The 13,773-nt window shown below is 45.0% G+C and carries 16 protein-coding genes, 1 tRNA gene and 1 pseudogene; 9 read left to right on the forward strand and 9 right to left on the reverse strand.

Translation table 11 applies throughout. From position 1 onward, the window contains the following. Positions 1-18: 18 nt before the first annotated feature. From hflX to A3GK_RS0102950, 3 genes are all read right to left on the reverse strand, one after another. On the reverse strand, positions 19-1,257 hold the full coding sequence (gene hflX / locus A3GK_RS0102940) for a GTPase HflX (protein WP_018027998.1): 1,239 nt from the start codon (positions 1,255-1,257) through the stop codon (positions 19-21). 147 nt (positions 1,258-1,404) lie between these two features. Continuing rightward, a complete protein-coding gene (locus tag A3GK_RS0102945; protein ID WP_018027999.1) occupies positions 1,405-2,559 on the reverse strand; it encodes a M20 aminoacylase family protein in 1,155 nt (384 codons plus the stop codon). A gap of 25 nt (positions 2,560-2,584) precedes the next feature. After that, positions 2,585-4,054 carry an MFS transporter gene (locus A3GK_RS0102950; protein ID WP_018028000.1) on the reverse strand — a complete coding sequence of 490 codons (1,470 nt, stop codon included), beginning with the start codon at positions 4,052-4,054 and terminating at the stop codon, positions 2,585-2,587. Positions 4,055-4,282: 228 nt separating this feature from the next. On the opposite strand from A3GK_RS0102950, the gene A3GK_RS0102955 reads away from it, so the two are divergent. From A3GK_RS0102955 to A3GK_RS0102995, 9 genes are all read left to right on the forward strand, one after another. Beyond that, positions 4,283-4,369, forward strand: a tRNA-Ser gene (locus A3GK_RS0102955). Positions 4,370-4,724: 355 nt separating this feature from the next. Further along, positions 4,725-5,969 carry a site-specific integrase gene (locus A3GK_RS0102960; RefSeq protein WP_018028001.1) on the forward strand — a complete coding sequence of 415 codons (1,245 nt, stop codon included), beginning with the start codon at positions 4,725-4,727 and terminating at the stop codon, positions 5,967-5,969. Positions 5,970-5,996: 27 nt separating this feature from the next. Beyond that, positions 5,997-6,470: a DUF1896 domain-containing protein gene (locus tag A3GK_RS0102965; protein WP_018028002.1), complete on the forward strand. Its 474-nt coding sequence runs from the start codon at positions 5,997-5,999 to the stop codon at positions 6,468-6,470. Between the two features lie 167 nt (positions 6,471-6,637). Then, on the forward strand, positions 6,638-6,970 hold the full coding sequence (locus tag A3GK_RS11795) for a hypothetical protein (protein ID WP_018028003.1): 333 nt from the start codon (positions 6,638-6,640) through the stop codon (positions 6,968-6,970). Between the two features lie 127 nt (positions 6,971-7,097). Next, positions 7,098-7,766, forward strand: a complete 669-nt coding sequence (locus tag A3GK_RS11800) for a hypothetical protein (protein ID WP_394358174.1) — start codon at positions 7,098-7,100, stop codon at positions 7,764-7,766. Between the two features lie 22 nt (positions 7,767-7,788). Beyond that, positions 7,789-8,229, forward strand: coding sequence for a PcfK-like family protein (locus A3GK_RS0102980; protein WP_018028005.1), 441 nt, complete (start codon positions 7,789-7,791; stop codon positions 8,227-8,229). Further along, positions 8,226-9,500 (forward strand): PcfJ domain-containing protein, encoded by a 1,275-nt coding sequence (locus A3GK_RS0102985; protein ID WP_018028006.1) that lies wholly within the window; start codon positions 8,226-8,228, stop codon positions 9,498-9,500. Before A3GK_RS0102980 ends, A3GK_RS0102985 begins: the two co-directional genes overlap by 4 nt. Positions 9,501-9,527: 27 nt before the next feature. Then, on the forward strand, positions 9,528-9,782 hold the full coding sequence (locus A3GK_RS0102990) for a hypothetical protein (RefSeq protein WP_018028007.1): 255 nt from the start codon (positions 9,528-9,530) through the stop codon (positions 9,780-9,782). A gap of 4 nt (positions 9,783-9,786) precedes the next feature. Continuing rightward, on the forward strand, positions 9,787-10,017 hold the full coding sequence (locus A3GK_RS0102995) for a hypothetical protein (protein ID WP_018028008.1): 231 nt from the start codon (positions 9,787-9,789) through the stop codon (positions 10,015-10,017). Between the two features lie 161 nt (positions 10,018-10,178). Here A3GK_RS0102995 and A3GK_RS0103000 read toward each other — a convergent pair whose 3' ends face one another. The 6 genes and pseudogenes from A3GK_RS0103000 to traN all read right to left on the reverse strand — a co-directional run bounded on the left by A3GK_RS0103000 (position 10,179) and on the right by traN (position 13,752). Continuing rightward, a complete protein-coding gene (locus A3GK_RS0103000) occupies positions 10,179-10,541 on the reverse strand; it encodes a VOC family protein (protein ID WP_018028009.1) in 363 nt (120 codons plus the stop codon). 10 nt (positions 10,542-10,551) lie between these two features. Beyond that, positions 10,552-11,277 (reverse strand): class I SAM-dependent methyltransferase, encoded by a 726-nt coding sequence (locus A3GK_RS0103005; RefSeq protein WP_018028010.1) that lies wholly within the window; start codon positions 11,275-11,277, stop codon positions 10,552-10,554. 129 nt (positions 11,278-11,406) lie between these two features. Further along, positions 11,407-11,744: pseudogene (locus A3GK_RS10330) on the reverse strand (lysozyme); the annotation flags it as partial. Positions 11,745-11,755: 11 nt separating this feature from the next. After that, positions 11,756-12,217: a DUF3872 domain-containing protein gene (locus tag A3GK_RS0103015; RefSeq protein ID WP_018028012.1), complete on the reverse strand. Its 462-nt coding sequence runs from the start codon at positions 12,215-12,217 to the stop codon at positions 11,756-11,758. Between the two features lie 12 nt (positions 12,218-12,229). Then, positions 12,230-12,811 (reverse strand): conjugal transfer protein TraO, encoded by a 582-nt coding sequence (locus A3GK_RS0103020; RefSeq protein ID WP_018028013.1) that lies wholly within the window; start codon positions 12,809-12,811, stop codon positions 12,230-12,232. Next, positions 12,811-13,752 (reverse strand): conjugative transposon protein TraN, encoded by a 942-nt coding sequence (gene traN / locus A3GK_RS0103025; RefSeq protein WP_026161676.1) that lies wholly within the window; start codon positions 13,750-13,752, stop codon positions 12,811-12,813. Before traN ends, A3GK_RS0103020 begins: the two co-directional genes overlap by 1 nt. Positions 13,753-13,773: the final 21 nt, after the last annotated feature.

Consider the following 13,773-nt stretch of genomic DNA (forward strand, 5'->3'; position numbering starts at 1 on the left):
TCAATAAAACAAGATGGACTAGTGAGTCACCTCCTCACCGGTCTCATCGTAATAGCTAAAGAGGAAGTCGTCGTAAGGGAAGCGTGTAACGTGGATCTCCTTCACACGATCGTAGAGACGCTCTTTTAGCTCTTCAATCCCTAGCCCCTCTTTGGCCGAAATGAATAGTACGTCCTCCTCACCCTGCTTGGCCATCCAGGTCTTTTTCAGCTCCTCCAACGAGATATTTTCTTTGGTGGCTGGCGTGAGGTCGTCCTCATCTTTGGGTTCAAAGGTAAAGGCATCAACCTTATTAAAGATAAGGATTGTGGGCTTTTTCTCTCCGTCGAGTATCTCACTGAGGGTTTGATTGACCACTGCTATCTGCTCCTCAAAGGCGGGATGCGACACATCAACTACGTGGATAAGGATATCGGACTCCTTGACCTCGTCGAGTGTCGACTTGAAGGACTCTATCAGCTCGGTCGGTAGCTTTCGGATAAACCCAACCGTATCGGAGAGAAGGAATGGTAGATTCTTTACCACCACCTTGCGGACGGTGGTATCGAGGGTGGCGAAGAGTTTGTTCTCGGCAAATACTTCGCTCTTGGCTAGGAGATTGAGGATGGTAGACTTCCCCACATTCGTATAGCCGACTAGTGCCACTCGCACCATCTTACCTCTATTCTTGCGTTGCACCACTTTCTGCTTGGCGATCTTATCTAGCTCCTCTTTGAGCTTGGCAATCTTATCCAATACTATTCGGCGGTCGGTCTCTAGCTGAGTTTCACCAGGTCCCCGCATCAAGGCACCTCCGCCTCGCTGTCTATCCAAGTGGCTCCACAATCTCGTTAGTCGTGGAAGGAGATAATTGTATTGGGCCAGCTCCACCTGTGTCTTGGCGTGAGCTGTGCGTGCTCTGGAGGCGAAGATATCTAGGATAAGGGAGGTGCGGTCTAGCACACGCACCTTGAGCTTTTGCTCTATATTACGCATCTGATTGGGGGATAGTTCGTCGTCGAATATCACAGTACCGATCTCGTCCTCCTCTATTTTATCGGCAATCTCCTGGAGCTTGCCACTTCCTATAAATGTAGCTCCGTTGGGGTGCTCTAGTCTCTGCGTAAAGCTCTCCACTGCCTGTATCTGTGCGGTATGCGCTAAAAAGGCCAACTCCTCTAGGTACTCATTGACCTCTTGCTCCGAAACATCGGGGGTCACGAGGCCCACAAGGTAGGCGCGATCAGTAGCTGCATCTGTCTTTATAAAGTCTCTCATTATTATTCTCTATATGGCTTATTCACAAAGGTACAAAAAAGAATAGATACACTTGAAGTAAACACAATGGGGCACAAATAGCATTAAGAAGAGAAGTCCCTTGCACCTTTGGCACAAGGGACTTCTCTCTTTATATGTGACAGACCGTTACTTCAGATAGGCCTCAGCAAGTGAAACCCAATAATTGGCTCCGATAGGGAAAATATCTTGATCCAAGATATACTTGGGGTGGTGCACCATTGGGGTATCTCCATTGCCAATCATCAAGTAGGTACCTGGCTTCTTCTGGAGCATAAAGGCAAAATCCTCGCTACTCATAAAGGAGGCAGCTGGATTGACCACATTTTCCGCTCCATAAGTATCTATCGCCACCTGAGTGGCAAAGGCAGTCTCCTCGGGAGTATTGACGAGTACAGCCCCAGGCTGGCCCTCCCTAATCTCGTAGGTACAGCCATAACACTCTGCTTGGGCTTTGGTGATTTCACGGATACGACGTAGCACCAACTCCCGATCCTCGGCAATCATATTGCGCACCGATAGACGTAGGATGGCACTATTGGCAATCACATTGCCAGCATTTCCAGCGATAAAGGCTCCGATGGTGACGACGGCATTGTGCCAAGGACTGAGGTTGCGTGAGACAATTGTCTGGAGTGCCATCACAAGTGAAGCCCCTGCTACCACGGGATCAATACTCAATTCTGGCATAGAGCCGTGCGACCCCTTGCCCACCAATTCTATCTCCCAATTATCCACAGCCGACATAGTGGCACCCTCACGGAAGTAGAGTTTGCCCTTTTCAAGTCCAGGAATATTGTGCATAGCGTAGACGGCATCTACTGGGTACTTTTCGAATAACCCATCCGCAATCATGCCAGGACTACCTTGCATGGTCTCTTCAGCTGGCTGGAAGATAAGTGTCAGGGTGCCATTAAAATTCTTGGTCTCCATAAGATACTTAGCTGCCCCTAGCAACATGGCGGTATGGCCATCGTGTCCACAGAGGTGTGACTTGCCCTCAATAACGCTTCGATAGGAAAGCTCATTAACCTCTTCTATGGGAAGTGCATCAAACTCAGCCCTGATACCAAGGTTCTTGGCACCATTTCCCACTTTGAGGGTAGCGACCAACCCCGTTGTGCCGATGCCCTCTTCTACCTCATAGCCCATTGCACGAAGCTCTGATGCGATGTATTTGGCGGAGTTAACCTCTTCGAGTGCTACCTCGGGGTGCTTGTGCAAATGCTCTTGCCACTCCCTCATCTTTGGTGCGAGGGCTTCTATCTCTTTTCTAACTTTCATATACTTTATTCAAAATGAATAGGGGTTACTTTTTACTTTGTTTGGGAACGGTGATGGAGATTACCAAAATCGCAAGCAGCACCATACAGATATTGTAGGCCATAGCTATCATTGCAGACTGTCTAAAGACGAGGTTGGACTGTTCACCGATGAATATTTGATTGAAAAAACTATTTTCAGGTGCCAGTTGTTGTCCACTCCCAGAGAGCAAACCGTAGTAAATGGCACTAGAAACTGCAATACCAAAGGCGGAACCAAGTGATGAAGCCATCTTGTAAATACCTGACCCAGCTGCAGATTCCTTTGGAGGAAGGGTGGAGAGGGCAGCGTCGGTAGAAGGGGTGGCATAGCAAGCTAGGCCAAGTCCGAAGAGTGCGTACCCGACTCCCATCAAGATAAGATAGGTTTCTCGCATCACGTTGGTAGGCAACATCACTAGGAAAGCGAGCATAACGATAAAGCTTCCTAGTAGCATCGGTCTCCGTGGTCCGTACTTCTGCAACAGGCGCTCTCCAATCCGAATAAAAGCAATGATCACCACGCCATAACCAATAGATAGGAAGCCAATGACACTGCCATCGTAATCGGTCGCGGCAGACATTAGTGCAGGGATAACGACTAGTGCGCCGGCAGTGCTATTGAGAATAAAATTGGAGATGGTGGCTCCTGTAAAGGTTTTATTCTGAAAGAGCCGAATATTGACGAAAGGTAGCTCCACTCCTGATTCGATACTTACGAATAGGATAAGTCCTATAATTGCCACTGCCGTTAAGACCATAGTAATAGGGTTGTTCCATCCCCAACTGCTACCATAGTTGATCACTATCATCAAGCAGATGACGGAGATCATAAAGATGACCATCCCCTTGAAGTCAAACGTTACATCTTTGGCACCCTCCACATAGTTGCGAGGAATCTCTCGCACCAGTAAAAGTCCGATAAAGGCGGTTACAGCTGCCAAGACAAAAATAGAGCGCCAGCCCAAAAAGGAGGTCATATTGGTACCGACGAAAGTGGCGAAGCTTGTGCCACCCCAAGTGCCCATACTCCAAAGACTGATGGCTCTTTGACGCTCTTTTTCCTCCCAAAACTGAGCAATTATCGCCAGTGAAGCAGGCATGATACAGGCTGCTGACACCCCTTGCAGGGTACGACCCGTCAGCATAAATGGGAGGGTCCAAATACTACTAGCAGGGGTAGTAGCAATAAGAATACCTCCTACAATGGCAGCATAAAAGCCCCAACGCAATGTCTTAGCACGTCCGTAGCGATCGGCAATATTACCAAACATCACAACGGTCACACCCGAGACAAGGGAGGTAATCGTTACGGCAAGCCCTAAGGCACCTCTATCAATCTGAAGATCTTTTTGCACAACATCTTGAATACTCAGCATGGTCATGCCAAATAACCAAAATGAAAGCAGACCTAATATAATACCGATAAGTACCTTATCATTTCCACGATAAGTAGTTGATGTACTAGATTCTGTCATAATATCTCTTGATTAAATACGTTAAATATATCCTTTGATCATACTCTATCTTAGAAATCACTTAAATCACATTGACAAGATAAGAAAATAACTATAAACAGCGAATAACTACCACCTGATTTTTCAGGTGACTGCCCTACCCTTAAAGATAAAAAACAAACTTTGAAACCACTTTTGTTCTCAAATCCTTTGGCTATAACGAAATAATTGTTATCTTTGCACTCGATTGGAAGTGTGGGTGAGTGGCTGAAACCACCAGTTTGCTAAACTGACGTACGGGCAACCGTACCGGGGGTTCGAATCCCCCCGCTTCCGCAAGAGGTCTTATTTAGAGTTTCAACAAGGTATTCAAATAAGGCTTCAAATCAAGGAAAAGTCGTTGTAGAACAAGCTTCTACAGCGACTTTTCTCGTATACACTGACTACCGATGAATACCTATAGGTGGTGTTAGGTATTCGCCAAAAGGTCATTTTCTGCTACATTTTCTGCTACACTAATTTTGGACAACCGAAAAATGTAGCAGTGACTACTAAATGACCACTAAATTGACCACTGTAAGTCGCTTGTTTTCAGAAAGATATTTACGAACTTTGTGGCAGTTATGCTACATTAGTTTTGGCGCATTTTGCTACAGAATTAGTGTGCTTCTGCTACACAAAACTAAGTGACATGAGAAGACAGTTTAAGGTATCCTTCTACCTACGCTCTAACTACGAGAATAAAGAAGGGAAATCTCCAATCATGCTTAGGATCTTTCTCAATCGAGAAATGGCAAACCTTGGCACTACAAAGCTCTTTGTAAAGAAGAGTATGTGGAATAACTCCACCAGTCGGATGAAAGGACGTACGGCTGAAGCACTAACCCTTAACGCCTCCTTAGACTCACTTTCCACCTCTCTATATGAGATGTTTGGGAAAATGAAAGAAGAGGAGGACTTAACAGTCGAAAGACTAAAGCAAGTATATCTTGGCAGAGACAAGGAGTTTACTACTTTACTCCCAGTCATAGATAGATATCTAGACCATGTAGCACAACAAGTGGGAAAGTCTCTCAGTAAAGACAGCTTGCAGAAATACACCGTGGTTAAGACACACTTCGTGCGATTCTTAAAATCCACCTACAACCGAGAGGATATAGGTCTCTTAGAGTTTACACCCTCAGTGGTTATGGACTTTGAACTCTACCTTAAGACAAAAGCTAATTTAGCTCATAACACGGCACAGAAGAAGCTCAAACTTCTTAAGACAATGACAATATTCGCACAAAAGAGGGGCATAATCATGCATGACCCTTTCCTTGACATCAAATTCCACACGAAACCTGTTGACAGAGGGTTTTTAACGGAAGATGAGGTATCCCTTATTGTTGCCAAAGATTTAACAAGACTGCCACGGTTGGAGCTTGTAAGAGATATATTCATATTCTCTTGCTTTACTGGTTTGGCTTACATTGATGTACGCAACCTAACGCCCGAGGATATAGTAGTTATGGATGACAAAGAATGGGTTATGTCAAAAAGGAAAAAGACTAACATTGCATTTAATGTCCTACTCCTTGATCTTCCCAAAGCCATTATTTCTAAGTACAACCATGATACATATAGAGATGGCAAGCTCTTCCCTATCCTTAGCAATCAGAAGATGAATTCGTATTTGAAGGAGATTGCAGACATTTGTGGTATCAGCAAGAACTTGACCTTTCACTTAGCTCGACATACCTTTGCTACTCTCTGTCTCAGTAAAGGCGTTCCTATGGAAAGTGTCTCTAAAATGCTGGGGCATACCAATATCCGAACAACGCAAATCTATGCCCGTATCACCAATAAGAAGATTGAACATGACATGGAGCAGTTTGCTGACAAGCTAGGCAAGTTCAATACGGCAATGGGTATCGGAGAGAATAGCTGGCAATAAGTGCAACCATTAAAACCAAATAAGAAGATGAAGACAACGAATAAGAAAGAACTATCCTACTTCCGCTTAAAGCTAGAGAGCTACCTTAGTGAGCATTTCCCTGAAAAGGTGGAAGACAAACCATTTATCAAGGCACGAGCTGATGAAGCTCTTACTACCTACTGTGATGCTGTGGAAGAAGGATTCTCGTATCCCGAAGCAGAGAGTATGGCTAGTGAAGTGCTGTATCGTGACCTGCATTTCTCCAAATACGACACGCTTGTGTCTGTCTTGGAGAATGAATTTGAAAAGGAGCTCCCCTCCCCACTCCCCGAACGGCTCTCTCAGATACTTCTCGGGAACAAGGCGATACAGAACCTATTTGACAAGTATAACCTTACGGATGAATTTGTTGCAACACCTGAGTATGACACGCTCTACACAGAACTGACAGGAACAGTTGTACTTCTTATCGAAGCTAATCAACTTCTCGCGATAGGCGATGTGAGTGCATTAGAGTAGACAATGTAGATTATCCCTATCTCGTGCGCCTTTTGAGCTTCAAGAGCCAAGATAGTCTCTCTGCTCCATACGTCAAGAGCATAGTCTATCTCTTGTCTTTATGTCGCATAGTCTCTTGGCTCTGCTCTTGAAAACTCTAAAAGACTCCGAATATGAATAGATCTCTCATGAACAAAGACCTGCACAGTCCAGCCTTCATACGGGCAAGTGTTCCTGCAGATAAAGAGGAACCACTACAAGTTGCGTCCAAAACTACTCCGAGCAACGAGATCAAATGGTCTCGCATCTTCCGACTTACCTTACTTATGGGTATCCTATCGGGTGGAGTGTACTTACTCTCTAAGTTAGTCACAGCACAGGTCGTAACAGCTCTATTGATACTGATTGGTTTTGTGGTACTACGATTTATCGTTCGTACCGTTCTACAAATCACATTTACGCTTTTACGCTACCTCTTTTGGATTGTTGTACTAGCCGTAATACTGCTTTGCGTGCTATGATATAGCACCTCTCTCACTTCAGAGAAACAACTCTTTGGGTGACTGGCTCTCTTGCGAGGCTGGTCACCCTTTTTGCTTCTTCTGTTTAGGCATTGCACTTCTGCTTTTCAGTCATAGCTCCCCAGTTATGCAGGGGTCAAATCGGACGCTGATTCTTTTTCATCGCAAAGGTAGTACGGGGCTTAAAGACTTTCCCAAGGTCAGGCCATTCGGTTTGTCTGGAAAATCTCCACACCTATGCTATTTGCTTCGGGTAGTATTTCCCGCCAAAACCATGTGTAAGTCTCGCCCCGCTACCTTGTTTTTGCTTGAAAAAAGGAATCAGCATACTCCGATCTTTGAACGCATAAAAAAAAGGTCTCTTATGAATAAGCAGAAAGTAAACATGACATCATCAACGAAAGAAAAAGGATATAGCTCCTCCTCTCATTACCGCATAAGTTCTGAGTTTGAACAAAGTGAGCAGGCGTTGGCTACCAAGTTCGTCCATTGGGACGTACCCCCATTGGAAAGCCTTTGTGACAGCTCTGTATATCTCCTGAGAGCAAAGCTTAATCGTGGCGAGCGAATGAGCCATGAGGATAAGGATTGGCTCTGTGAAGCGGTGAATAACAATACCTACTTCCGCTCTGCCGTACCGCTACAAGGATGGCGATTTGACTTCATCGATGTATTGAAGAAGTACCTCGTCAATCAATATGGACAGTGGGCAGAGTACTATGCTCCCGACCGCACCAGCCTACTCAACTACCTCTATGGACCTATCAACCAAATCGTAGAGATACCCAAGCAGTAACAGCACTAATAGAGATAAGACAATGAAAGGAACAGAACAATTTACCCGAACGATAGCCGAGTATCTTAATGGACGTGCGATGACAGACCCTTTGTTTGCGCCCAATCTACAGAAGCCCCATAAGAACATAGAGGAGTGCATTCTCTACATCTTGAGTGAGGTGCAAAGAAGTGGTTGTAATGGCTTTGCCGATGAGGAGATATACTCAATGGCAGTTCACTATTATGACGAAGATAATATAGAGGTGGACAAAGTATCTGGTTGCAATGTTGTGGTCAATCACGTTGTAGAGCTCTCCGAAGAAGAGAAAAAGCAAGCACGGCAGGAAGCTATCAAGCAATACCAACAAGAGGAACTTGTCAAATTGCAGAAGAGATACGAGCGACCCAAGAGAGCTGAAAGAACCGAGACAACATCTTCTACACAACCGCAACCCACACTATTTGACACCCTTGCCTTATGAAACCTAGGAACAAGTTTGAGAAAGCCGTATTGGCTCTGAGTACGAAACTATGCCCGATAACAAAAGCGCAGCATCAGTGGGCATTCCGAGAGTGCATAGACCACTTTGCCTTCCGCTTACCTAAAGGTCGTACGACTTGTATGGATTGTGGTTATAGTTGGACTTTAGAGCAACCTATAGATACTTGCACTTGCCCTCAATGTAGGGCAAGGCTGCAAGTCAAGACAACAAGAATGCGGAAGCTACAACAGAAGCAGTACTTCACGCTACTAACCACTTGTGGAGAGTATCAAGTGTTGCGAATGTTTCTCCTTGTTGTAGGTATGGAGAAAGGTTGCAGAGCACAGAGCTCTGTCATTGAGATTGGGCATTATTGGTGGAACGATGCAGGGAGACAAGCATTAGTAGCCATACAGCGTACTTTTGGACATTACATTGATAGCTTTTCTTTTTGCTCCCCGATGGCTATCCGTAACGATAGCGAAGCTTACCGATATGTAGCCTCTTTTCAGATATATCCTAAGCTAAAGGTCACGAATACGCTTTATAGAAATGGCTTCAATCGAGAGTTTCACGGCATAGCTCCTACTCGACTCATCTCAGCTTTACTTACTGATAGTCGTGCAGAAACAATGATGAAAGCAGGACGATATAAGGATTTAAGATACCTCCTATCAAGGGGCAAAGGGCTTGACAACTATTGGAGCTCATACAAGTTGACACTTCGTCACCACTACATAATAAGCGACATTGCCTTGTGGTGTGACTATGTAGATATGCTCAAACGATTGGGTAAGGACATCCACAACCCGAAATACATCTGCCCCTCCGACCTCAGAGGAGAGCATAACAAACGAGAAGTGGAGCTTCGCAGACAGCGTGAGCGGGAGGCGATGGAGCGAAAACGGGAAAAGGCAATGGAAGATGAAAAGCGTTTCAAAGAACTTAAATCCAAGTTTTTCGGTATCCATTTCACGGACGGCACAATCCAAGTCCACGTATTGGAGAGCGTGCAGGAACATTTGGAAGAAGGTGTATCAATGCACCATTGCGTATTCTCTAACGAGTACTATCTCAAAGAAGACTCGCTTATCCTATCGGCTACCATTGAAGGCAAGCGAATAGAGACTATTGAAGTATCATTACGAACTTTGGAAGTGGTGCAAAGTCGTGGAAAATGCAACAAGAATACGGAATATCACGAGCAGATAGTAAACCTTGTGAATGCCAATCGAGGTCTTATAAGTCGAAGAATGAAAGCGACAGCATAAAGTATGAACCATTAAATTATTAGAAATATGAAAACTGAGATTGAAAATATTATCTACAACTTGGCAGATGAGATACCGCATATTCTCATTAGGGTTATCAACGCAATAACCCTATCTGACAACAAAGAGGAGTTAAGGTCGGCTATCAACAAAATAGCCGGAGAAACAGAACTTGACAAGTTCTTTGCATACGGCTATGGCGCACATCACTTTTGGCTTACCCACCGCAGATTATCCAATGGAGAACCAAAGGAATTCAGATTATTAAAAGTTGAATTTTAAGATTATGAAGGAGAAAGTTTATAGAGTACGGACGCAATACATATTTGAAGGAGTGTTCGAGGTTGTTGCGGAGAGCAAGGAAGAAGCACGAGAGAAAGTCCTGCAGAATTGTGGGTTGGTTATGGGTGGCAGCATTCACAGCACTTTGCCCGATGATGAAATAAATTGGGCTCTCCCCACTCATCCCGAAGTAAGGACGGGACGGATAATCGCTCAAGACAAACAGATAGAGTAATGCAGCTGGCAGATTTGCCGACTGCTCCTTTCTTTCGTGAGCTTTGGGCAGAAAAAGAAAGGAGCAAAGAAACCCCGATAAAAAGCACCTCGTTACTTTTGACAGTGAGTTGAGACGGCTCAAAAGTAACAAAAAGCCATTACCAAATACTCATATTCCTTTTAATCACTAAAAGAAAGTCTTTGGTAAAATTCCAGCCAGTGTCCGTCAGGGTCTTCAAAAGTCAGCAACTTTCCGTAGGATTCTGTTCTTATTTCTCCAATCGTCTTTACTCCTTTGTTCTTCAATTCCTCATATACAAGTTCTATGTTGTCGGTTTCAAACATAATCCTTGTTTTGCTGGCAATCACATCACCTTTATGTGCTGGTCTTTGAAGAATGGCGAATGAAGTTTCACCTAAATCAAACTCTATCCAATCTCCATCTGTTAGTTTAACCTCAAAGCCCATGTCCTTATAAAATTGCTTTGACTTTTGCAAATCACTTACATAAATCCAACAGGCGTATATCTTCCTCGGTTTCATTCTTTTGATATTATTGATGTTTGATTTTGAGCAGACCGAAAAACGGGGTTATTTCTTGAACCTCCACAAGTTTCAGACAAACTTTCTGCAATGTCGTTTTCAAATCTTCGATAGAGTGGAACCAATATTCGGGAGGAGTGTTCTCTTTCATGTCCTGCCAAGTATAGATATGTCCCTCTTGCAGATATGGTTTGATATGATTTTCATACACTTCTTTCGGGGTAGTATGTTCCAACAGATAGCGATAGACTTCATTAAACTTTTCGGGAGATGCGTCTGGATTGAACAAGATGATTTCATCTGCCATTATCATTTCGCCATCTGTTTTCAGCACCTGCTTCACAGCTTCAAACAGTCTTTCCTGCTCATTCCATTCCACTTGATGCAGAACAAGCGAGGAAATGATTAAATCCACACTTTCTGCCGACAGTTCTAAATTTTGAATGCTACCACACTGAAACGAAACATTATCATAGCGTTTATAAGCATCCTTTGCCTGTGCAATATTCTCTTGGCTCGTATCTATTCCGAGAGCGGATAGAAAATGAGGAACGAACAGATCCAGGGATTTTCCCCAACCACACCCCAAATCCAACACTTTATCTCCATTCTTGACACTCGCAAATTCAAACATCCGTTCGCTCAATGCTTGTGTGGACTCAAAAGTATCTCTACCGTCAGGACTAATTGTTCTGTTGATATATACGGATAAGTTCCTCTCCCAATTCTTTTCCATATGAAATGATTTATTATCTCACGAAACCATTTTTGTGGGTTTCCTCACAATTCATAGAATTGTTATTATATAACTCTGCAAAGTTACTCATTTATAGCGGAAAAGGCGAATAAAACGGCAAGCAATCGCCACACCCACATTGTAGGCAAGCAAGGTCAGCAGCAGCGCATCCTTGCCAAATCCCTCCGCGTGTTCAAAGCATTTCCAAAGGTCGGTACGGAGCAGGGAGTCCGCCTGTCGTTCTGTCATATCTGCCGTAAAATGCTCTCCCCGCCCCGTTGCAGCTGATGCCCATATCCAACATACGGATAATTCTGCCAGCCGTGCATGCCCTCAAAGTATTTCACAACAACTACCGTACGCTCAAAAGGTGGCAAGTCTGCCAACCGCACCCTGCGCTGAGCAAGGGTCGGCTGACAGAACAGGCAGAATACACAAAGTAAAATGAAAGAATTTATCGTTCGAATTTATTCCGTTCTTAAGGGCGAGAAGATCCCGGCTTATCAATGTCATCTTCCCGCTCATTGTTGAAGTTGAAAGTCCGTTGCTGAAGCTGTCCGAAGTTGTCCTCCACGTAGATGTCAATCGTTTGGCGGTCAGTGGAGAGTGAAGTGTAATAGAGACGGAAGGCATCTCTTGTGAGCGGATATCGGTCATTCGGTTTGAATACAGTGCCATCATCCATCTTCAAGCAACCCTTGCCATCCGGCTGGAAGTAACGGATCGTGTAGCGCGTATTGGCAAAGCGACCACTTCTTTTGAAACTACAGCGTATTTCAGCCGTTTCCCCCTTAGCTATGGAGTTCTGCACCAGCATCACTTCAAGCGAGAAGTCGTAAGCCTGCTGCACATCCAGCTCACGAGTACAAGCAGATAGACAAAAGAGGGCGAGGGCAACCCCTCCCACAGCCCATATCGTATTCACTAGGAACTTTTTCATTGTTGTTGGTAGTTAGATATTGAACTTGAGTCCTGCTGAGATAGCAGGCCGAAAACGATGCAGGTCAGAGCCGAAGAGCAGTCTCCCTTGAGCTTTGAGGACGAAGAGCAGATTGTCAGTAAGGAACAGTTCCACCGAGCTATGTATCGCTCCACCATAAGTAAAGCGAGATCGGTCCAGGAGTGTAGCCCCATCGGGTAGCAACCGTTTATCCTCGTTCAGCTCTTCATAACCGCAGAGAGCGGATAGTCCCAAGTAGCCAAAGACATTCTTCCCCCGATCCGAGAGTATCGGGTGCATATAGCCGAAATGCAGGAGTGCATCACGCAGTGGAACATTGTAAGAGCGATAAGTCAACCCTTGCTGCTCATATTCCGCCAAGAGAAAAGCGTAGTTCGCCCGCTTGAAGTAGTGTGCGAACGCTAGACCTACCCCAAAACTCTCCTTTGCGAATAGTCTCTCCCCCTTGATAATCGGAATAGAGCCGACCAGCTCAACGCTATTTTGCCTAGGGATTAGTCTCTGTGCGTACGATGGCATAGCAGCAGTCATAGCCACCATCACGCAGACCATCATAGATAACCATCTCTTCATCACCACTTCAGTTTAAGGTTGTCAATCTTCTTAGTGAGCAAAAGGTCTTCAGGCTCCACATAGAAAGTGAGCGTGCGACTGCCGTTTCGCTCGTAAAGCGTCACTTCAAGCTGCTTATCCTCTGATAGTGTGAACTGCTCCAAGGCAAAGACTATTCTCTCAGAGCGTCCCGCTCCAATCCACATCACCTGATGAAAGGCACGTAGTGGCTGTAGCATTCGCTCCTGTATAGCTGTATGCTTCGCCACCTTCTTGTCCACCACCTTGAACGTGATAAAGTCCACCGCATACGGCATATTAGACTCATTATCCATACGGACGTGGAAGTAAAGCAACCCATTGTGGGCATATAATCCACGAAGTAAGAAGCGCATCCCGAATTGCTTTGCTCCAACATGCTTGATGGTTCGCTTATCATTTTGGTAGATGCTCTTCATAATCAGCTTAACCAATATGGGCGACTCACTTCCCAGCTCTTTGAAGTAGATGTCCGCACGATTGCTCGGCAGTCTTCCCTCCGTAGGAGATAGAAAGTCCTTCATCTCCATGCTGAGCTTCTCTGGTTCATCCGCATACTTCACATTGAATGCGTAGAATGAGCCATCCTCACAGATAACGCTCATATTGGTCTCCGTCTCAAACTCACGGACGGCAGCCTTTACACGCAGCACATTCTCCGCATCGTCAGCCTTCCCTGCAATAATGTTTTGCGACCCGAGGTCTACATAGCGTATAGCTGCAGGAAAGATGAGATGCACCGTCTTTTCAAACGTGACCTCCAGCCCGTAGGGCAATACGACCCGCCCATTCGGTATCGATCGGCTCATCCCTTGGTAAAGGTCTCCGCTACTCAGTAGTTGATTGTTTCCATCTACTTGTTGTGCCATAGCGGGGAGCGTTATCGTAGCACAAACTACGATAGATAAAATCCATTTCTTCATAGGTATATCAGTTGTTATTGT

Source organism: Porphyromonas somerae DSM 23386 (assembly GCF_000372405.1).
Taxonomy (GTDB): Bacteria; Bacteroidota; Bacteroidia; order Bacteroidales; family Porphyromonadaceae; genus Porphyromonas_A; species Porphyromonas_A somerae.

Excerpts from the sequence above, each read along its gene's own strand:
- hflX (WP_018027998.1), bottom strand. The coding sequence starts at position 1,257 with ATGAGAGACTTTATAAAGACAGATGCAGCTACTGATCGCGCCTACCTT.
- A3GK_RS0102945 (WP_018027999.1), bottom strand. The coding sequence starts at position 2,559 with ATGAAAGTTAGAAAAGAGATAGAAGCCCTCGCACCAAAGATGAGGGAG.
- A3GK_RS0102950 (WP_018028000.1), bottom strand. The coding sequence starts at position 4,054 with ATGACAGAATCTAGTACATCAACTACTTATCGTGGAAATGATAAGGTA.
- A3GK_RS0102960 (WP_018028001.1), top strand. The coding sequence starts at position 4,725 with ATGAGAAGACAGTTTAAGGTATCCTTCTACCTACGCTCTAACTACGAG.
- A3GK_RS0102965 (WP_018028002.1), top strand. The coding sequence starts at position 5,997 with ATGAAGACAACGAATAAGAAAGAACTATCCTACTTCCGCTTAAAGCTA.
- A3GK_RS11795 (WP_018028003.1), top strand. The coding sequence starts at position 6,638 with ATGAACAAAGACCTGCACAGTCCAGCCTTCATACGGGCAAGTGTTCCT.
- A3GK_RS11800 (WP_394358174.1), top strand. The coding sequence starts at position 7,098 with ATGCAGGGGTCAAATCGGACGCTGATTCTTTTTCATCGCAAAGGTAGT.
- A3GK_RS0102980 (WP_018028005.1), top strand. The coding sequence starts at position 7,789 with ATGAAAGGAACAGAACAATTTACCCGAACGATAGCCGAGTATCTTAAT.
- A3GK_RS0102985 (WP_018028006.1), top strand. The coding sequence starts at position 8,226 with ATGAAACCTAGGAACAAGTTTGAGAAAGCCGTATTGGCTCTGAGTACG.
- A3GK_RS0102990 (WP_018028007.1), top strand. The coding sequence starts at position 9,528 with ATGAAAACTGAGATTGAAAATATTATCTACAACTTGGCAGATGAGATA.
- A3GK_RS0102995 (WP_018028008.1), top strand. The coding sequence starts at position 9,787 with ATGAAGGAGAAAGTTTATAGAGTACGGACGCAATACATATTTGAAGGA.
- A3GK_RS0103000 (WP_018028009.1), bottom strand. The coding sequence starts at position 10,541 with ATGAAACCGAGGAAGATATACGCCTGTTGGATTTATGTAAGTGATTTG.
- A3GK_RS0103005 (WP_018028010.1), bottom strand. The coding sequence starts at position 11,277 with ATGGAAAAGAATTGGGAGAGGAACTTATCCGTATATATCAACAGAACA.
- A3GK_RS0103015 (WP_018028012.1), bottom strand. The coding sequence starts at position 12,217 with ATGAAAAAGTTCCTAGTGAATACGATATGGGCTGTGGGAGGGGTTGCC.
- A3GK_RS0103020 (WP_018028013.1), bottom strand. The coding sequence starts at position 12,811 with ATGAAGAGATGGTTATCTATGATGGTCTGCGTGATGGTGGCTATGACT.
- traN (WP_026161676.1), bottom strand. The coding sequence starts at position 13,752 with ATGAAGAAATGGATTTTATCTATCGTAGTTTGTGCTACGATAACGCTC.